Genomic DNA, 17,913 nt, shown 5'->3' on the forward strand with positions numbered 1-17,913 from the left:
CGGCCGGGAAGCTGTCCGCCGTTCTGACGGCCTGGCTTCGACGGGTTGAACGGGACGTCCCCCGACGATGGGGCGGTTTTTCTTTTCGCCCTCCGCGCGCAGGCGCCGGAAAGGCGGCCGTGCACCGCCTGGAGTTGATTTTCATCCGCCGATCGCGTCACCCTGCGCCAGACGACGGGGGCGGCATGGGCCAGGCTTCATCGAGACGCGCGTTATGGGCGGCCGGCCGGCTGGCCCTTCTGCTGCTCGCGGCGGCGCCGGCCCTCGCCCGGGCGGCGACCGCCGATCTCGACGTGGAGTATCGGCAAAGCCGCTTGATCTACGCCGCCAACCGGCTTCCGGCCGGGCGCAACGTCCAGTCGGGCAAGATCGCGCCGCTGAAGGGAGCGGACATCCTGCGCTGCGAGCCGGACATACAAGACAGCGCCTGCCGCGCACGCGTGCCGGACATCGCCCTGTGGGCCGAGCGGCGGCTGCGGGGCCAGGACCTGGCGGGCGCCCCCAGCCTGAAGGAGGTCGAACGCGCCGTCGCCCGCCTCGCCCCCGCCGCGCCCTGCCCGCCCCAGACGGTGGGCGACCGCGTGGGCCCGCAGTGGGTCGATGCGCGGCCGGATACGCCGGACGAAATCAGGGAAATCTACATCGTCCCACGCTCGGCCTGTGGCTGGCGGGCGCTGGGCTTTTATCGCTACCTCTATTTCGCCAGCCTCTACGCGGCGACGGCCCCGGCCGGCGAGCGCGCGGCCGCCGCGGCCTCGATCGCCCGCATGAAGACGTACGCGCGCGCGGGCGCGAGCTTCGACCCGACCTGCGGCGCCTGGTCGTCGCAACCCGCCAAGGCGGCCTGCGAGCTGCTGACCCACGACGCCGCCGTCGCGGCCCTGCGGACGGCGAGCGACGCCCTGCTGGCCGAAGCCGCCGGCGAGACGCCGCAGCGCCTTTCGCCGCCGCCGGCCGCCTCCCCCGCGATCTACGACGCCCCGTCCGGGCAGCTGTGGCCCGACCTGAACGGCGGCGCGCAGGAGATCTTCATGGCCGCCGCCCTGGCGCGCGGCGGCGTCAGCGCGGACGAACTGGCCGAGCGCTGCCGATACCTTAAGCCGCCGCTGGGTTTCACGGCCCCGCCGTCGCCCGACTTCCGCGAGGCGGTCGAACTGCTCGCCGCGCGGATGGCGGCCCGGGGATGCCCCGCGGCCTAGGCCGAGCCTGCGACAAACACGCCCTTCCCCACCCCTCCAAAAATAAACCGCCCCATCCGCGGCGGAGCCTCCGTTGAACCCATCGATCGGCGCCCAGGGCGTCGGACCGATTTCACCGGAGATCTCTCCATGACCACCGTCTCTTCGACGACGAGCACCGCCAGCACCACGAGCACCTCCAGCTCGTCGAGCACGCTGCAGCTCGGCACGACCGACTTCCTGTCGCTGCTGATGACCCAGCTGACCAACCAGAACCCGCTGGATCCGACCGATCCGACCGAGTTCACCAGCCAGCTGGCGAGCTACGCCTCGCTGGAGCAGCAGATCAGCACCAACGACACCCTGACCTCGCTGGCGGACACCATGTCGACCCTGTCCGACACGACCACCAGCATGTCGGACAACCTCTCGTCGCTGCTGACCCAGGTTCAGCTGCTGGCCTCGCAAAGCGAATAAGGGCGAGCCGAGATGAGCCTTTCCTCCGCCCTCTCCACGGCCGTCTCCGGCCTGACCGCCCAGAGCGTGGCTCTGTCGGCGATCTCCGAGAACATCGCCAACGCCTCGACCACGGCCTACAAGACCTCGGAGGTCTCGTTCCAGTCGCTGGTCAGCGGCGCGATGAACTCCAACACCTCGACCAGCTCGGTGGTGGCCAAGACCAGCCAGGCGCTGAGCGTCACCGGCACGATCTCGTCGACCAGCGTCTCGACCAACGTCGCCATCGACGGCTCGGGCTATTTCGTGGTCGCGGCCGATCCGGGCGACACCGGCAGCGCGCTCGTCTACAGCCGCAACGGCAGCTTCTCGACGGATTCCGACGGCTATCTGGTCAATAGCGAAGGCTATTACCTGATGGGCTACGCGACGGACTCGGACGGCAACATCCTGACGTCCAACACCAGCGACCTGACCAGCCTGTCGGCGATCAACCTCGACTCGATCAGCGGCACGGCCAAGGCCACCTCGACGGTGACCATGGCCGCCAACCTGCCGGCCGATACGGTCACCGGCGACAGCTACGACACCAGCATGGAGATCATCGACTCCCTGGGCGTCAGCCATACCGTCGGCCAGACCTGGACCAAGACCGGCGACAACACCTGGACGCTGGAGCTGTCGGATCCGACCCTGACGTCGGACAGCTCGACCACCTCGGGCACGATCAGCCCCAGCACGGTGACCGTCACCTTCAATTCCGACGGCAGCCTGGCCACGACCGACCCCTCGCCCGTCGACCTGTCGATCAGCGGCTTTTCCACCGGCGCCGCCGACAGCGCCATCACCCTGGATCTCGGCGAGGCCGGCGGCACCGACGGCCTGACCCAGTTCGCCTCGACCTCCTCGACCCTGTCGCTGAGCCCGACCTTCGAGCAGGACGGCGCCAACTACGGCGAGCTGTCGGGCATCACCATCGACGAAAGCGGCCTGGTCACGGCCAATTTCGACAACGGGGTCAGCCTGGCGATCTACCAGATCCCGGTCGCCACCTTCAGCAACCCCAACGGCCTGACCCACGTTTCGGGCACGGTCTATGACGAGAACTCGGCCGCCGGCCAGGTGCACCTGAACCTGCCGGGCGAAGGCAGCTCCGGCAGCCTGGTGGCCAGCGCCCTCGAAGGCTCGACCACCGACACCGCCACCGAGTTCAACAAGATGATCATCGCCCAGCAGGCCTATTCGGCCGCTTCGCAGGTCGTCAGCGCCACCAGCGACATGTTCGACACCCTGATCCAGGCGGTGCGGTGAGCGCCATGGGCACCATCGAACGCCTGCATACCCGCGCCCAGAAGGCGCGCCGGGACCGCGACACGCCGGTGGTCTCGTCGGTCGAGGAGGCCCGGGCCCTGGCGCGCAGCATCGCCGAGGGCCTGTCGGCCCTGTCGGACGACCAGCGCCTGCTGATGCTGTCGAACCTGCACGACGTGCAGACCGTGCTGGAAACCCGCGTCGCCGCGATCGAGACCGACATGGCCGAGAGCCGCGAGCGCATCCAGGCCGTCACGCGCGGCCTGAGCGCCACCGCCGGCTATCGCGGCAGCGTCCGGGCCCTGCGCGACCACCGCCGCCGCAAGGACTAGCGCCATGTCGCTGTCGTCGATCATCAGCTCCGCCTCGTCCGCGCTGTCCAACACGCAGATGCAGATCGCGGTGGCCAACGCCAACGTGGCCAACGCGGACGACCTGACCTACACGCGCAAGAGCGTCAGCTCGACCGCGACGACGGCGCTGAACTCGGCCTCGACGACCACGATCCAGCGGGCCGCCGACACCTATCTGGCCAAGACCGTGGTCAAGACGGCGGCCGGCGCGGGCTACGCCTCGACGATCGACAGCTACATGCAGTCCTACGACGCCGCCCTCGGCTCGGTGGACGCCGGCAGCGACCTCTCCAGCCTGCTCGACACCTTCACCAGCGCCCTGACCTCGCTCTCGGCCAGCGCCGACAGCGACACGGCCAAGGCCTCGGTGGTCTCGGCCGCCTCGTCGCTGGCGGCCAGCATCGGCGGCCTGTCGGCCTCGATCCAGGACCTGCGCACCCAGGCCAACACCGACATCTCCACGACGGTCGACACCATCAACTCGACCCTGTCGACCCTGGCCTCGCTGAACGACCAGATCTCGACGGTCACCGCCCAGGGCGGCGACGTCACCAGCCTGCAGGACCAGCGCGACTCGGCCCTGACCACCCTGTCGGGCCTGATCGGCATCAGCAGCTACACGACGTCGGACAACAAGCTGGTGGTCTACACCACCGGCGGCGACCAGCTGCTGGGCACCACCGCGGCCAAGCTCAGCTACACCGCCTCCAGCGCGCTCGGCGCGACCAGCGTCTATCCCGACACCATCTCGGGCGTCATGCTCAACGGCAAGGACATCACCGAGAGCGTCGATTCCGGCCAATTGGGCGCGCTGATCACCCTGCGCGACGAGACGCTCGTGAACGAGCAGTCCGAACTGGACGCCATGGCCTCGACCCTGATCTCGCAAGTCAACGCCATCACCAACGCCGGCTCGGCCACGCCCGCGCCGACCACCCTGACCAGCGCCGGCGCGGTGTCGGGCAGCGACGGCTTCTCGGCCAGCGGCACGCTGCGGGTGGCCGTGGTGAATTCCAGCGGGACCACGATCTCGACCGAGGACCTGGACCTGTCGTCCTACTCCAGCGTCGACGACCTGGTGAACGCCCTCGACGCCATCGACGGCCTGTCGGCCAGCATCGGCACGGACGGCAAGCTGACGATCACCGCCGACGACAGCGCCAACGGCGTGGTCCTGGGCGACATCGGCGCCTCGGTCGGCGACGACGCCCAGGGCGTCTCCGACTATTTCGGCTTCAACGACCTGTTCTCGGGCTCGACCGCCGCCGACATCTCGATCTCGTCGAAGCTGGCGAACGACTACAGCCTGCTGGCCACCGGCGCGCTCGACACCTCGACCACGCTGTCGGCCGGCGACCGCGCCCTTTCGACCTCCGACAGCACCACCGTCGACGCCCTGAGCTCGATGCTGTCGGGGACCCTGACCTTCGCGGCGGCCGGCGACCAGCCGGCCAAGACCGTCACCCTGTCGTCCTACACCGCCAGCTTCGTCGCCGGCGCGGCGACCCTGGTCTCCGACGCCTCCACCAGCTCCGAGACCGCCCAGGCCACCTACGAGGCGGCCACCAGCCGGCTGCAGAACACCACCGCCGTCAATGTCGACGAGGAGCTGGCCCTGCTGACGACCTACCAGTCGCAGTACGAGGCCACCGCCCAGCTCGTCTCGATGGCCAAGGAACTGTTCGAAGCCCTGATCAGCATGGTGAGCTGACCATGATCAGCCGCATCGCCACCTTCAACCACTCCAACACCATGCTGACGGCCAGCCTGAAGGTTCAGGCCAAGCTGGCCGACCAGCAGGCCCAGACCGCCTCGGGCCTGAAGTCGACCACCTATGGGGGCCTGGGCAAGGACACCGGCAGCCTGCTGCGCCTGTCCAGCCAGAGCGCGGCCCTGACGGCCGAGAACAGCGCGGCCAGCACCGCGACGGCCTATGTCAACGCCGCCTACTCGGCCCTGGGCGACATCGCCGACCTGGCCACCACCATCAAGAGCCAGCTGGCCTCGATGCTGTCGAGCACGACCACCGACGCCGACACCATGACGCAGTACGCCACCAGCTGGCTGAACGACCTGCAGGCCCTGCTCAACAGCAACTCGGCCGGGGTCTACCTGTTCTCGGGCACGGCCGGCGACGCCGCCGCCGTGGACTACAGCGACACCGACTACGACCCGACGGCCGACACCAGCGTCGCCGACACCAACTACTACCAGGGCTCCAGCGCCGGCCGCACCTTCACCACCACCGACGGCCAGACCATCAACCTGTCGGTCACCGCCGACTCCTCGGCCTTCGAGGAGCTGGCCCGCGCCCTGAAGATGGTCATCGCCTCGCCCAGCGACACCACGGTGATCTCCAGCGCCTACGACATGGTCAGCGAGGCGGTGACCGGCGTCGGCTCGCTGCAGGAGCAGGTCTCGTTGCAGGCCTCGACCCTGTCGGACCTGACCTCGCGCAACGAGGCCAAGATCGACAGCATCGACACCCTGTCGTCCAACCTCAAGGACGCCGACCTGGCCGAAACCGCCGTCCTGGCCACCCAGTACGAGACCCAGCTGGAGGCCATGTACTCGATGATCAGCACGCTCTCGTCGCTGAGCCTGAGCAAGTATCTGTAATCTTGGGAACCTCCCCCCTCTGGGGGAGGCGATCGCGCAGCGATCGGTGGGGGGAGTTTGCGGGACATCGGCCGACACCTCAAAAGCTGAAAACGTCCCCCCGCCGGCCTTCGGCCGCCTCCCCCACGGGGGGAGGTTCCTCGCGCCTGCCGCCCCACTTGCGGCCGCCAGGTTTGCAATCCCGCAAGAACCGGACATACGCCGGCACAATCGTCCGGTCAGAAGAGCGGCCTCTCGTTTCGGAGCGCCGATGCCCACCACCGTTTCTCCCAGCCGTCGCGGCCTGCTGGCTCTCGCCGGGGCCGTTCCCTTCGCCGCCGTCGCCGTGGGCTCGCGCCCGGCGGTGGCTGCGGACGGCGTCTGCGCCATCACTCCGCAGGTCACCCAGGGCCCCTACTGGTTCGACCCGAAGCTCGACCGCGCCGACATCACCGAGGGCAAGAAGGGCGCGCCGGTGACCGTGACCCTGACCGTCGTCGACGGCGCCTGCCGGCCGCTGAAGGGCGCGCGGGTGGATATCTGGCACTGCGACGCCCAGGGCATCTATTCCGGCTACGAGGGCCAGGGCGACGACCACAAGACCGCCGCCAAGGGCGCGACCTTCCTGCGCGGGGCGCAGATCAGCGACAGCGCCGGCAAGGTGGCCTTCAAGACCATCTGGCCCGGCTGGTACGAGGGCCGCACCCCGCACATCCACATCAAGGTGCACCTGGACGCCCGCACCGCCCTCACCGCCCAGCTGTTCGTGCCCGACGCCCTGTCGGAATATCTCTACGAGAACGTCCCGGCCTATAAGCGCCCGCGCCAGCGCGACACCTTCAACCGCCACGACGGCATCGCCCTGCAAGGCGGCGAGGCCATGGTCGCCAGCGTCAAGGAAGGCAAGGACGGCTACGTCCTGGCTCTCGTCCTGGGCGTCGATCCAGCCGCCGACTGGAAGGACGACGCGGGCATGGGCGGTCCTGGCAGCGGCCCCGGCGGTCCCGGTGGTCCGCCCCCCAGCGGCATGGGTCCGCCTCCTGGTGGAATGGGCCCGCCCCCTGGCGGCGCGAACGGCCGCCCGCCTGGCCCGCCCCCTGGCGGCTTCCCCAATGGCCCGCAAGGCGGTTCGCCGCCCGACGGCATGGGTCCGCCACACCATGAAGCGCTGACCGGCGAAGCGCGGCTCAAGGCGATCGTGCCGGGTCTCTAAGACCCTCCCCCTGAAGGGGGAGGTGGCCCGAAGGGCCGGAGGGGGAAGCGGCTGCTGAGCCGCCGTGATCACTTCCCCCTCAGTCGCTCCGCGACAGCTCCCCCTTCAGGGGGAGCATCTTTCTGCCCTTCCCTCCTCCGCCGCCACACGCCATCCTCCGCCTCAAACGGCCGTTCGCGGCCCAAGGGGATGGAACGGGGTGGAAATGAGCAAGACGATCTGGGCCGCGCTGGCGGTGTCCATGAGCCTGGCGGGCGCGGCCTGCGCCCAGCCGGCGCCCGCCGGTCCGCAGCCGAAGAACGACTACACGCAGGACGCCGCCTGGCTGTGCCGGCCCGGTCGCGCCGACGCCTGCGCCCAGGACCAGACGGCCACCGTCGTCTCGGCCGACGGGTCCACCAGGGTCGAGCCGTTCAAGGCCGATCCGAAGGCCCAGATCGACTGCTTCTACGTCTATCCGACCGTGTCGACCGATCCCGGCGGCAACAGCGACATGAGCATCGACCCGGCCGAGACCACGGTCGCCGAGCAGCAGGCCGCGCGCTTTGGCCAGGCCTGCCGGGTGTTCGCGCCGATGTATCGGCAGGTGACCCTGGCGGCGCTGCGCCAGGTGATGCGCGGCCAGCCTTCGCCGGGGGACGAGAACCTCGCCTATGGCGACGTGCTCGACGCCTGGAAGGACTACCTGGCCCGCGACAACAAGGGTCGCGGCGTCGTGCTGATCGGCCACTCGCAGGGCTCGCGCGTGCTGCTGCGGCTGCTGGCCGAAGAGATCGACGGCAAGCCGGTGCAGAAGCAGCTGGTCTCGGCCCTGATCATCGGCATGAACACGATGGTCGAACCGGCGACCGACGCCTACGGCTCAATCAAGATGTGCCGCAAGCCCGGCCAGACCGGCTGCATCGTCACCTACGTGTCGTTCCGCGCCTCCAGCCCGCCGGAAGCGCCGGCCTTCTTCGGCAAGGCCGAGGGCGACAAGCGCGCCGCCTGCGTGAACCCCGCCGCCCTGGCCGGCGGCGAGGCGCCGCTGCACAGCTACTTCAGCGACAAGACGATCGCCGGCGCGCCGCGCAAGACGCCGTGGGTGAAGGGCAAGGACCTGACCACGACCTTCGTCAGCGTCCCCGGCCTGGTCACGGCCGAGTGCAAGACCAGCGGCCCCTACGACTACCTGGCGATCAAGGTCCACGGCGACCCGGCCGACCCGCGCGTCGACGACATCCCCGGCGACCTGCTGGTCATGGGCATGCCGCTGAATGCCTGGGGCCTGCACCTAGCCGACGTGAACCTGACGATGGGCGACTTGGTGGCGCTGGTCGAGGCGCAGGGGAAGGGCTGGAGGTAAAAACGCCTCCCCTCTCCCCTTGCGGGAGAGGGTGGCCCGCGAAGCGGGTCGGGTGAGGGGTCGCACGAACGGAAACGCCGCGACGGCTGATCGGCTGTCGCGGCGTTTTGTGTCTGAGAGACCCCTCATCCGTCGGCTTCGCCGACACCTTCTCCCGCAAGGGGAGAAGGATAAGGATCATTTCCCCGTCACGCCCTTGAAGACGCCCAGGCCGAGCACCAGCACGACCAGGAAGACCACCAGGAACAGGAAGAACAGGATCTTGGCGACGCCGGCCGCGGCGCCGGCGATGCCGGTGAAGCCGAGGGCGCCGGCGATGATGGCGACCACGGCGAAGATCAGGGCCCATTTCAGCATGGGAAAGCTCCTTGCACTTGGCCTGCTCAGCGCAGGCTTCAGCGCAACAACGTCGCCTTGGCGCGCGTCGTTCCTTGTCTTCGGAGGCCCGCGCCGCTAACTCCAAAGCCATGGCCTCCAAGCCCGAAAACCCGACCGAACCCTTCAAGCGCGCCCTGGCGCACGCGGCCCGCTCGCTCGCCGAGACGCCGGACCTCGAGATTGTGTTTTCCGGCGAGTCGCCGGGCCTGGTCGGCAACCGGGCGGTGCTGCCGCATCCGCCGCGCGATCTCTCGGGCCCGGAGGCCGCCCGCCTGCGCGGCATGGCCGACCAGATCGCCCTGCGCCTGGCCCACCACGACCCATCGACCCACGCCCGCTCGCGTCCGGCCGCGCCTGACGCCCAGGCGATCTACGAGTCGCTGGAGCAGGCCCGCATCGAGGCCATCGGCGCCAATGCACTGGGCGGGGTGCGCGCCAACCTGGCCACCGTGCTGGAGACCCGGCTGGAGAAGCAGGGCCTGACCCGCGCCGTCGCCTTCGACCAGCAGTCGGCCCCGATGGCCGAGATCCTGGGCCTGATGGCCCGCGAGCGCCTGACCGGCGACGCCCCGCCCGATGGCGCCAAGGCCCTGGTCAACATCCTGCGCGCCGACATCGAGGCCAAGGCCGGCAAGGACCTCGACCGGCTGGTCGCGGCCATGGACGACCAGGCCGCCTTCGCCAAGGTCACCCGCCAGATCCTGCGCGACCTCGACTTAGGGGACGACGTCAACGACGCCACCGAGGCGTCGGACGAAGACGAGGGCGAGGACGACAAGCCGACCGACAATTCCGATGAGGACCAGGGCGAGGGCGAAGGCGAGCAGCCCGACGGCTCCTCCCAGCAGGAGAGCGAGGCCTCCGACCGCGAAAGCCAGGCCGGCGACGAGGAGATCGTCCAGTCCGAGCAGGAAGGCGAGCCGGAAGACAGCGACGAGGCGCCCGACATGGGCGACGGCGCCAAGCCGGCCCGTCCCGATCCGTCGGCCGACAAGGGCGGCGAGCCGGCCTACAAGGTGTTCACCACGGCCTATGACGAGGTGGTCTCGGCCGAGGAGCTGTGCGATCCGGACGAGCTGACCCGCCTGCGGGCCTATCTCGACCAGCAGCTTTCGGCCCTCTCCAGCGTCGTCTCGCGCTTGGCCAACAAGCTGCAGCGCCGCCTGCTGGCCCAGCAGAACCGCGCCTGGACCTTCGATCTCGAGGAAGGGATGCTCGACGTCGCCCGCCTGACGCGGGTGATCATCGACCCCACCGCGCCCCTGTCGTTCAAGCAGGAGGAGGACCAGGAGTTCCGCGACACGGTCGTGACCTTGCTGATCGACAATTCCGGCTCGATGCGCGGCCGGCCGATCATGGTCGCCGCCGTCTGCGCCGACATCCTGGCCCGCACGCTGGAGCGCTGCGGGGTCAAGACCGAGGTGCTGGGCTTCACCACCCGCGCCTGGAAGGGCGGGACCAGCCGCGACGAGTGGATCAAGGCCGGCAAGCCGCCCTCGCCCGGCCGCCTGAACGACCTGCGCCACATCGTCTACAAGGCCGCGGATGCGCCTTGGAGACGAGCCCGCAAGAACCTGGGCCTGATGATGCGCGAGGGTCTCCTGAAGGAGAACATCGACGGCGAGGCCCTGATGTGGGCGCACCAGCGGATCATCGGCCGGCCCGAAGCCCGCCGCATTTTGATGGTGATTTCCGATGGCGCGCCGGTGGACGACTCCACCCTGAGCGTCAATTCGGGCCACTATCTGGAGCGGCACTTGCGGCAGGTCATCGCCGAGATCGAGGGCAAGAGCCCGGTCGAGCTGATCGCCATCGGCATCGGCCACGATGTCACCCGCTATTACCGCCGCGCCGTCACCATCGTCGATGTCGAGCAGCTGGGCGGGGTGCTGGTCGAGCAACTGGCCGCCCTGTTCGGCGAGGAGCCGCGCGCCGCCGTGCGCGCCCGCGGCCTGCTGCCGCCGCCGCCCACCGTCGTGCCCCAGGCGCCCAAGGCCGCGCGCAAGGTTTCGGCGTGATCGGACTGCGCGGACTGATCGCCCTGGGCCTGGCCAGCGGCATGCTGGCCCAGTGCGGACCCAAGCCCGCGCCGCCGCCGCCCGTCGTCACGCCCGCCGCCCCGGTCAAGGTCGGCCCCGAGATCGGCCTGACCGTCACGCCCGTGCCACTGAACGCCTCGAACCCGAACCAGACGGCCGTCGGAAACTTCGTCTACGCCGGCGGGATCGCCATCACCAGCGCCGACACCAGCCGGCTGCACGGCCTGTCGGACCTGATCCTGACCGACGGAGACGGCGTCGAGGCCGTCAGCGACGACGGCGACCGCTTTTCGGCGCGACTTCAGCTGGACGATGCAGGCCGGCTGATCGGCCTGACCGACGGCAAGCTCTCGCCCCTGCTGGGGGTCGACGGCCAGGGGCTGCGCGGCAAGACCGAGGGCGACGCCGAGGGCCTGACCCGCCTGGCCAATGGCGAGCGCCTGGTCAGCTTCGAGCGCGATCACCGCATCTGGCGCTACGCCGTCTCGCCCACCGGCCTGTGGAGCCGCCCGGCCGTCGCCCCCAAGCCCGCCACCGTCTTCCCCGACAACGAGGGCATGGAAGCGCTGACCGCCTATCCGGCCGCCGGCCCCGACGCCTATCTCGTCGGCGGCGAGGAGGGCGAGGTGTGGTTGTGCCGGCTGTCGAGCAGCTGCCAGCCGATCCCGCCGCAGTCGCCGATCGACTTCACCTGGGGCCTGTCGGGCTTCACGGCCTTCGGCGGCAAGGCCCTGGCCACCCTGCACCGAGCCTATGATCCGGTGCGCGGCTGGCGCGCCCAGGTGCGCTTCATCGCCGACCCGATGACCCCGGCCAACAAGCAGTACCCGCTGGCCAGCCTGACCCTGGAAGGCGCCCTGACCCGCGACAACTTCGAAGGCATCGCCCTGGCCGCCGGCCCGAACGGCGCGACGCGGGTCTATTTGCTGTCGGACGACAACGGCGGCGACATGAACCAGCGCACCCTGCTGCTGGCCTTCGACTGGACTCCGCCCCCGCCCGCGCCGCCGGCCCCTGCGCCGCCGCCGAGGAAGAAGAGGCGCTGAGAACGGGACGGCGCCCGGTCGCGCTCCCCCAAGCTTGTCATCCCGGCCGAAGGATCGCGTCAGCGGTCCGTAGAGCCGGGACCTCCCACGTCGGCAGTGTCGGAACCGTGGGAGGTCCCGGCGCTCCGCTTCGCTGCGGCCGGGATGACAAACATCTTTGGCTTCTCGGCCCGGAGCCCTCCCTAGCTCCCAAAAAGAAAGCCGCCACGCTGGGAGCGTCGGCGGCTTTTGAGTTGGGGAGAAGCTCGGGAGAGACGGCGCCAGCGCCCCCTCCCCCGCTAGGTGTCGTCAGAAGTCCATGGTCAAGCCCACGAACATCGTGCGGCCCATGGGGTCGTAGACGCCGGGATAGGTGTTGCCGTTGCCGAACGAGGACAGCAGGCCCGCGGCGATCACCGGCGGATCCTTGTCGAAGGCGTTGTTGATCCCGCCGCGCAGGGTCAGCTGCTCGCGGACCTTCCAGGTGGCCGCGAAGTCCAGGTAGTTGTACGCCTTGATCTTGCGGTTGATCTCGACGTAGTCGCCCTGCAGGAACGGGTTGCTGTCGTTGCTGGAGAGGTCGGCCGAGCCGAAATAGCGCCAGTTGGCCGACAGCGAGGCGGCGATCCAGGGCAGGTTCCAGGTGGCCCGCATCTGGTGGCGCCAGGCCGGGTTGGGCTGGCCGCAAGTCGGGCCGAAAAGACCCTTGCAGTTATAGGCGCCCAGGCCCGGCAGCTGCTCGATCTTGCGGCTGTTGAGGTAGGTGCCGACGAAGCTGAAGTCGACGTCGCCGTAATTGCCCAGCGACGACAGGTCGAGGCGGTACTCGCCCGTCACGTCCAGGCCCGAGGTCTGCAGGAAGCCGGTGTTCTGGTTGGTGGCGATGATGTAGCCGCGCTCGCCGAACAGCACGCCCGAGGTCGGGTCGCGGTGGAACAGGCTGCAGAAGTACGGATTGCTGGTCTGGACGCACTGGTTGATGACCGTCGGGGCGTCGACCGCGCCGATGTACTGGTCGACATAGATGTCGAAGTAGTCGAGCGACATCGAGAAGCCCGGCAGGAAGCTGGGGGTCAGCACAACGCCGGCGGTGCGGGTGTCGGCCACTTCCGGCTTCAGGTTCGGGTTGCCGCCGCCCTGGGTGACGCAGGTCTCGGCCGGGCAGTCGGGGATCTTGCCGTACTGGGCGGCGGTGACGCCGGTCAGGGCGCAGGCCGCGGCGCTGGCCTTGGGCGTCGGACCCGAACACGGATCCACCGCCGCGACATTGCCCAGGCCCTGCGGCGCGTAGAGCTCGCTGATGTTGGCCGCCCGGACGGCGCGGTTGTAGCTGGCGCGGAATCGCACGTCGGAGGTCGGGGCGTATTGCAGCTCGACCTTGTAGGTCGAGACCCGGTCGTCGAGATAGTCGTACTTCGAGGTGCGGTAGCCGGCGTTCAGCGACAGGGCCTTGATGAACGGCGCGTCCTGCACCAGCGGCAGGTCGACCTCGCCATAGAGCTCGCTGACGCTGAAGGCGCCGCTGCTTTCCTTGGTGCCGGCCGCCTGGGCCAGGGCGTCGGCCTCGAACTTCAGTTCCTCGCGGCGATGCTCGACGCCGAGCGCCAGGGCCGCGCCGTCTTCGGCCCACGGGGTCTTCAGGCCGTATTGGCCAAGATCGCCGTTCAGCGAGGCGCTGAGCACCTTCTCGCGCTGGACGCCGTGGGTGAAGGTCGGGGCGTAGAGGTACTTGTAGGCCGCCGCGCTGAGGCCCTGGTACTTGAAGACGTCGATCGGCACGCAGTTGGGATCGGTGCCGTCGATCACCGACTTGCAGGTCGGGGTCCCGCCGACATTGACCACCTGCAGGGCCTTCATCGCCTTGGCGTTGTCGACGTTGTTCTTGTAGCTCTCGTCGAGGATGACGGTCGAGAACAGGAAGCTGGCGTCGTAGGTCCAGCCCTGGGCCAGCTTGCCGCGCAGCCCGGCGTTGATGCGGTAGTCGGTGTGGCGCAGGTCGTCGCGGCGGGGCGAGCTGCCCGGGCCGGTCAGGCGATAGCCGATGAAGGTGTCCTGGCTGACGTTGGTCCCGGCGGCCGCGCCGCACAGGGTGGCGGCCTGCGAGGCCGACATCAGCGGGTTGTCGCAGTTGATCTTGAACGTCGTGCCCTGGAACAGCGCCGACGGCGCGGCCTGCGAGAAGGTGTGGTCGTCCATGAACATCAGGCTGCCGTAGGCCTCGACCGCCGGGCTGATCTCATAGTGAGCGAACGCGCCCGCCGTGTAGCGGGAGTCCGAGCGCTGGATGTAGTTGGTGGGCGCGTAGTTGTAGAGGAACGAGCTGTCGTACGGGACCCAGGTCTTGGCGCCGTCCTTGGTGTTGTTCAGCGTCTGGCCGGCGTTGGGGCCGCTGAGCAGGGTGAACAGGCCGTACTCGTTGTTGCTGGAGCCGCCGCAGACCAGGGCGTTGCTGTTGGTTCCCGTCAGGTTCAGGCCGCAGGCCGAATAGTCGCGGCTGTCCTGGGTGACCGGCTTCATCTCGCGATAGCCGACATAGAAGGTGACGTTGCCCTTGCCGCTGGGCGCGTTCATGCCGATCGCCAGGTTGACGTCGATCTTCTCGCCGTCGGTGACGTGCTTGGAGGGCAGCTTGTAGTTGGCCTGGCTGATCAGCGAGCGCGGATAGTCGGCGTCGTTGGTGTGCTGGGCCAGGCTGTACTGGGCGTCCAGGCGCAGGCCGTCGAGGTTCTTGCGCAGGATGAAGTTGACCACGCCCGACACCGCGTCCGAGCCGTAGACCGCCGAGGCGCCGCCGGTGACCACGTCGACCCGGTCGACCAGGGCGCTGGGGATGAAGTTCACGTCCGCGGCCTCGGTCGGCAGCATCCGCTGGCCGTCGACCAGCACCAGCACACGGCTGGAGCCCATGTTGCGCAGGTTCACCCGCGCCGTGCCGTCAGAACCGTTGGAGCCGTTCTCGTTGGAGTCGGCGGTGAACTGCGGCAGGCGGTTCAGCACGCTGTCGATCGAGGTGGCGCCCTGCAGCTTGACCTCGTCGCCGCCGACCACGGTAATCGGGCTGGCCGAGACCAGATTGGGCCGCTTGATCCGCGAGCCCGTCACCACCACGGCGTCGACCGTCGAGGCCTCCTCGGCGCCCGCAGGCGTCTGTGTCGTGGTCTGGGCCGAGGCGAGCGGAGCCGCCGCCAGCCCGGAGAGCAAGGCGATCGCCGCCGCTCCCCCATACGCCCTGAGGCGCTCTTTCTTGGTCCGCATCGCAGTCCCTCCTCGCTGCGCGCGATCTGAGTCCGTCGCGCCTTGGCGCAGAGAGGCACATTGTTACGATTTATGTCAAATATCTTATACGATATAAATATTACAATGTTCGCATTGCTAAGCGGACACCCATCGAGGCGCCCTGGAGGCTTCGACCTCGATGCGCGGCGTCGAAAGGACGGCTGCCCCAGGCTATCGCACCGGGGTAGGCCAAACCCTCACCGCATCGCAGCATAAAGGGATAATTTCACCTGAAACTAACGAGTTTTAGGTGCTCATTTGCCGTACATCATGCCTTTCCGGCATGCAGCGTTCGCGGGCGTCGCAAAAATTTGACGTCGGAAGTCAAAAATCCGCTTGGAATGACAGCGTTGTCACTGTATTTAGAACGTGACGGCGACGAACTGGCGAGATCCGGTCGGCCGTCAGAGGAACGCATCGGGAGGAGGTTGACCCCAACCCCCTTTCCGGAATCAAGATCATGCAACGTGTGTTTGTTCTGGCCGCTTCGGCCATCGCTCTCCTGAGCGCCCCCGCCGCTTTCGCCGGCGAAGTCACCGTGAAGGTCGCCGGCCGCACCACCGCCGCCGTGCACGCCGACATCGTCAAGGCCGCCACCTCGGTGTGCAAGGAAGACACGGACTCGACCACCTACGGCGCCGACGTCCTGCCCTACTGCATCCGCGACGTGACCCGCGCCGCCGTGGAAAAGGTCGGCAGCACGACCCTGACCGCCTACGACAAGACCCAATGGCGCCCGAACGGTCTGATCAAGACCGCCTCGGCCCGCTAAGCGGAACACCGCTTCAGCCCCATCGGGACCAGAGCCCGCGGAGCCCCCGCTCCGCGGGCTTTTGCTTGTCCGCAGAGCGAACACTGACACCGGTAACAAGCGCGTGAAATCAAACACTTCGCCTGTCGGTTGCGACAATATAATCGTTGATAACTGATCGGCAGTGAGCTACAGCTTTCATCCGGTGACAGAGCGGGCGAGATCCTGGACCAGTCACCAGAGGAACGCGTCGGGAAGCGATCGCTTCAACCGCCTGTGACAGGCACCCGACTGGAATCCGTCCGATGATCCGCTCCGCCGCTCTCGCTCTCTCCGCCCTGGCCCTGCTGGCCGCCGCTCCGGCCGGCGCCGCCGAAGTCCGCGTCAAGGTCGCCGGCCGCGCCGCCGCCGACGTCCGCGCCGACATCGTCAAGGCCGCCTCGACCGTCTGCTGGCAGGACGTCCGCGGCGAGTCGCTGGCCATGTACCTGTACCCGGCCTGCGTCCGCTCGTCGGTGAACGACGCCGTGTCCAAGCTCGCCAACCCCGAGCTGACCGCCTACAACGCCGCCAACCCGGCCAAGGCCCTGGAACTGGCCGCCCGCTAAGGCGACCAGCCTCCCCGAGGCTTCAGAAGCCGCCGTCGCCCAGCGACGGCGGCTTTTTGCTGCACGCTCGCCGGCCGCCTTAACCATGCTCGGTCAGGCCCGCTTAAGGCTTGGAGACCAGATTGCGCTGCAGCCTGGAAGGGAGTCGCCGTGCAGGTTTCCACCGCCAACACCGCCCGCTACACCCCGCCGCGCTCCGCCGCCTCGGGCGAGGCCTCGCCGCCGATCGTCGACCTGACCCAGCTGGCCGTGGCGCAGACCAACGCCAAGGCCACGGCCGCCGCCGGCGCGGCCCTCGGCCAGGCCACGGGCGAACTGGCCGGCACGCTGGTCAACATCTCGGTCTGAGACCGCCCCCCTCCTCTACGCGCCCTACAAACCGCAAGATCGGTCGAGCACGATCCGGCGGCCGACGGCTAACTGGCCGCGCCACGGAGACGGGGGACGATGAAGGCGGCGCTCGAAAACTACACAGCCCGGATGCAGCGGGTGCTGGACCATATCGACCAGCATCTGGACGGCGAGCTGGACCTGGAGACGGTGAGCCGCGTGGCGGCCTTCTCCAAGTTCCACTTCCACCGGCAGTTCATGGCGACCTTCGGGCTCTCCGTGCACAGCTACGTCCAGCTCGCCCGCCTGAAGCGCGCCTCGCGCCAGCTGGTCGCCGAGGACGCCCAGAGCGTCACGCAGATCGCGCTGGACGCCGGCTATGACGCGCCGGACGCCTTCGCCCGCGCCTTTCGGCGCAGGTTCAAGCAGTCGCCCTCCTCGTTCCGCAAGGCGCCCGACTGGGCGCCGTGGCTTGCGGCCTTCGGGCCGATGGACAACGCCAGGAGCAAGCTGATGCAGGTTACCTACGACTATGATGACGTGACGATCCGCGACGTGCCGCCCACCCCGGTGGCGATCATTGAGCATCGCGGCGACCGGGCGACGCTGAGCGCCTCGATCGAGCGGTTCATCGCCTGGCGAAAGGCCGCCGGCCTGTCGCCGCAGACCAACTCGACCTTCAACATCTTCCGGTCGGAGCGAATCCCTGAGAACCCCGCCGACTACAGCATGGACCTGTGCATCGGGACCGACCGGCCGATCGATCCCGACGACGAGGTGATGAAGGCCGGCGAGATTCCCGGCGGGCGCTGCGCGGTGCTGCGGGTCACGCACGACACCCACAATCTGGAGCCCGCCGCGCTCTATCTCTATCGCGAATGGCTGCCGGCCAGCGGCGAGGAGGCGCGGGACTTCCCGATCTACTGCCAGCGGCACTTCTCGTTCCCGCCGAACGCGCCGGTGCATGAGGTGGTGGTCGAGCTGTTCCTGCCCTTGGAATAGCGCTGCGGACGGCGTCCCGCATCCCGGGTCGCCGTTTCCGACCAGGCGGC

16 protein-coding genes are annotated in these 17,913 nt (G+C 68.8%); 14 read left to right on the forward strand and 2 right to left on the reverse strand.

What is annotated here, in order from left to right:
- Positions 1-185: 185 nt before the first annotated feature.
- The 8 genes from AC07NS_RS00660 to AC07NS_RS00695 all read left to right on the forward strand — a co-directional run bounded on the left by AC07NS_RS00660 (position 186) and on the right by AC07NS_RS00695 (position 8,454).
- Positions 186-1,199: a hypothetical protein gene (locus tag AC07NS_RS00660; protein ID WP_494600689.1), complete on the forward strand. Its 1,014-nt coding sequence runs from the start codon at positions 186-188 to the stop codon at positions 1,197-1,199.
- Positions 1,200-1,328: 129 nt separating this feature from the next.
- Complete coding sequence (locus tag AC07NS_RS00665) at positions 1,329-1,655, forward strand: flagellar hook capping FlgD N-terminal domain-containing protein (RefSeq protein ID WP_494600691.1); 327 nt, start codon at positions 1,329-1,331, stop codon at positions 1,653-1,655.
- A 12-nt stretch (positions 1,656-1,667) separates the two neighbouring features.
- Positions 1,668-2,945 (forward strand): flagellar hook protein FlgE, encoded by a 1,278-nt coding sequence (gene flgE / locus AC07NS_RS00670; RefSeq protein ID WP_494600693.1) that lies wholly within the window; start codon positions 1,668-1,670, stop codon positions 2,943-2,945.
- A 5-nt stretch (positions 2,946-2,950) separates the two neighbouring features.
- Positions 2,951-3,277 (forward strand): hypothetical protein, encoded by a 327-nt coding sequence (locus AC07NS_RS00675; protein ID WP_494600694.1) that lies wholly within the window; start codon positions 2,951-2,953, stop codon positions 3,275-3,277.
- Positions 3,278-3,281: 4 nt separating this feature from the next.
- Positions 3,282-5,009: a flagellar hook-associated protein FlgK gene (flgK, locus tag AC07NS_RS00680; RefSeq protein WP_494600695.1), complete on the forward strand. Its 1,728-nt coding sequence runs from the start codon at positions 3,282-3,284 to the stop codon at positions 5,007-5,009.
- A gap of 2 nt (positions 5,010-5,011) precedes the next feature.
- On the forward strand, positions 5,012-5,917 hold the full coding sequence (locus AC07NS_RS00685; protein WP_494600697.1) for a flagellin: 906 nt from the start codon (positions 5,012-5,014) through the stop codon (positions 5,915-5,917).
- A gap of 250 nt (positions 5,918-6,167) precedes the next feature.
- On the forward strand, positions 6,168-7,109 hold the full coding sequence (locus AC07NS_RS00690) for an intradiol ring-cleavage dioxygenase (protein ID WP_494600698.1): 942 nt from the start codon (positions 6,168-6,170) through the stop codon (positions 7,107-7,109).
- Between the two features lie 205 nt (positions 7,110-7,314).
- Positions 7,315-8,454 (forward strand): DUF3089 domain-containing protein, encoded by a 1,140-nt coding sequence (locus AC07NS_RS00695; protein WP_494600700.1) that lies wholly within the window; start codon positions 7,315-7,317, stop codon positions 8,452-8,454.
- A 177-nt stretch (positions 8,455-8,631) separates the two neighbouring features.
- On the opposite strand, the gene AC07NS_RS00700 is transcribed toward AC07NS_RS00695, so the two are convergent.
- Positions 8,632-8,811, reverse strand: coding sequence for a DUF1328 family protein (locus tag AC07NS_RS00700; RefSeq protein ID WP_110121042.1), 180 nt, complete (start codon positions 8,809-8,811; stop codon positions 8,632-8,634).
- A 110-nt stretch (positions 8,812-8,921) separates the two neighbouring features.
- Between AC07NS_RS00700 and cobT the strand changes: the two genes are divergently transcribed.
- Positions 8,922-10,850 carry a cobaltochelatase subunit CobT gene (gene cobT, locus AC07NS_RS00705; RefSeq protein ID WP_494600701.1) on the forward strand — a complete coding sequence of 643 codons (1,929 nt, stop codon included), beginning with the start codon at positions 8,922-8,924 and terminating at the stop codon, positions 10,848-10,850.
- Complete coding sequence (locus AC07NS_RS00710; RefSeq protein WP_494600703.1) at positions 10,847-11,917, forward strand: esterase-like activity of phytase family protein; 1,071 nt, start codon at positions 10,847-10,849, stop codon at positions 11,915-11,917. The genes cobT and AC07NS_RS00710 overlap by 4 nt, the downstream gene beginning before the upstream one ends.
- Before the next feature lie 288 nt (positions 11,918-12,205).
- Here AC07NS_RS00710 and AC07NS_RS00715 read toward each other — a convergent pair whose 3' ends face one another.
- Positions 12,206-15,151, reverse strand: a complete 2,946-nt coding sequence (locus AC07NS_RS00715) for a TonB-dependent receptor domain-containing protein (RefSeq protein ID WP_494600704.1) — start codon at positions 15,149-15,151, stop codon at positions 12,206-12,208.
- A gap of 481 nt (positions 15,152-15,632) precedes the next feature.
- Between AC07NS_RS00715 and AC07NS_RS00720 the strand changes: the two genes are divergently transcribed.
- The 4 genes from AC07NS_RS00720 (at position 15,633) to AC07NS_RS00735 (ending at position 17,863) form a co-directional block, all read left to right on the forward strand.
- Entirely contained in the window at positions 15,633-15,944 is a 312-nt protein-coding gene (locus tag AC07NS_RS00720) for a hypothetical protein (RefSeq protein ID WP_110117890.1), read from the forward strand.
- A 284-nt stretch (positions 15,945-16,228) separates the two neighbouring features.
- Positions 16,229-16,531, forward strand: coding sequence for a hypothetical protein (locus AC07NS_RS00725; protein WP_110117889.1), 303 nt, complete (start codon positions 16,229-16,231; stop codon positions 16,529-16,531).
- A 150-nt stretch (positions 16,532-16,681) separates the two neighbouring features.
- Positions 16,682-16,879, forward strand: coding sequence for a hypothetical protein (locus AC07NS_RS00730; RefSeq protein WP_494600706.1), 198 nt, complete (start codon positions 16,682-16,684; stop codon positions 16,877-16,879).
- Between the two features lie 99 nt (positions 16,880-16,978).
- Positions 16,979-17,863 (forward strand): AraC family transcriptional regulator, encoded by an 885-nt coding sequence (locus AC07NS_RS00735; RefSeq protein ID WP_494600707.1) that lies wholly within the window; start codon positions 16,979-16,981, stop codon positions 17,861-17,863.
- The last annotated feature ends 50 nt before the right edge of the window (positions 17,864-17,913 follow it).

This window comes from Caulobacter sp. GW821-FHT10A10 (assembly GCF_059415745.1).

Coding starts and splice junctions, on each gene's coding strand:
- AC07NS_RS00660 (WP_494600689.1), top strand. CDS start 186: ATGGGCCAGGCTTCATCGAGACGCGCGTTATGGGCGGCCGGCCGGCTG.
- AC07NS_RS00665 (WP_494600691.1), top strand. CDS start 1,329: ATGACCACCGTCTCTTCGACGACGAGCACCGCCAGCACCACGAGCACC.
- flgE (WP_494600693.1), top strand. CDS start 1,668: ATGAGCCTTTCCTCCGCCCTCTCCACGGCCGTCTCCGGCCTGACCGCC.
- AC07NS_RS00675 (WP_494600694.1), top strand. CDS start 2,951: ATGGGCACCATCGAACGCCTGCATACCCGCGCCCAGAAGGCGCGCCGG.
- flgK (WP_494600695.1), top strand. CDS start 3,282: ATGTCGCTGTCGTCGATCATCAGCTCCGCCTCGTCCGCGCTGTCCAAC.
- AC07NS_RS00685 (WP_494600697.1), top strand. CDS start 5,012: ATGATCAGCCGCATCGCCACCTTCAACCACTCCAACACCATGCTGACG.
- AC07NS_RS00690 (WP_494600698.1), top strand. CDS start 6,168: ATGCCCACCACCGTTTCTCCCAGCCGTCGCGGCCTGCTGGCTCTCGCC.
- AC07NS_RS00695 (WP_494600700.1), top strand. CDS start 7,315: ATGAGCAAGACGATCTGGGCCGCGCTGGCGGTGTCCATGAGCCTGGCG.
- AC07NS_RS00700 (WP_110121042.1), bottom strand. CDS start 8,811: ATGCTGAAATGGGCCCTGATCTTCGCCGTGGTCGCCATCATCGCCGGC.
- cobT (WP_494600701.1), top strand. CDS start 8,922: ATGGCCTCCAAGCCCGAAAACCCGACCGAACCCTTCAAGCGCGCCCTG.
- AC07NS_RS00715 (WP_494600704.1), bottom strand. CDS start 15,151: ATGCGGACCAAGAAAGAGCGCCTCAGGGCGTATGGGGGAGCGGCGGCG.
- AC07NS_RS00720 (WP_110117890.1), top strand. CDS start 15,633: ATGCAACGTGTGTTTGTTCTGGCCGCTTCGGCCATCGCTCTCCTGAGC.
- AC07NS_RS00725 (WP_110117889.1), top strand. CDS start 16,229: ATGATCCGCTCCGCCGCTCTCGCTCTCTCCGCCCTGGCCCTGCTGGCC.
- AC07NS_RS00735 (WP_494600707.1), top strand. CDS start 16,979: ATGAAGGCGGCGCTCGAAAACTACACAGCCCGGATGCAGCGGGTGCTG.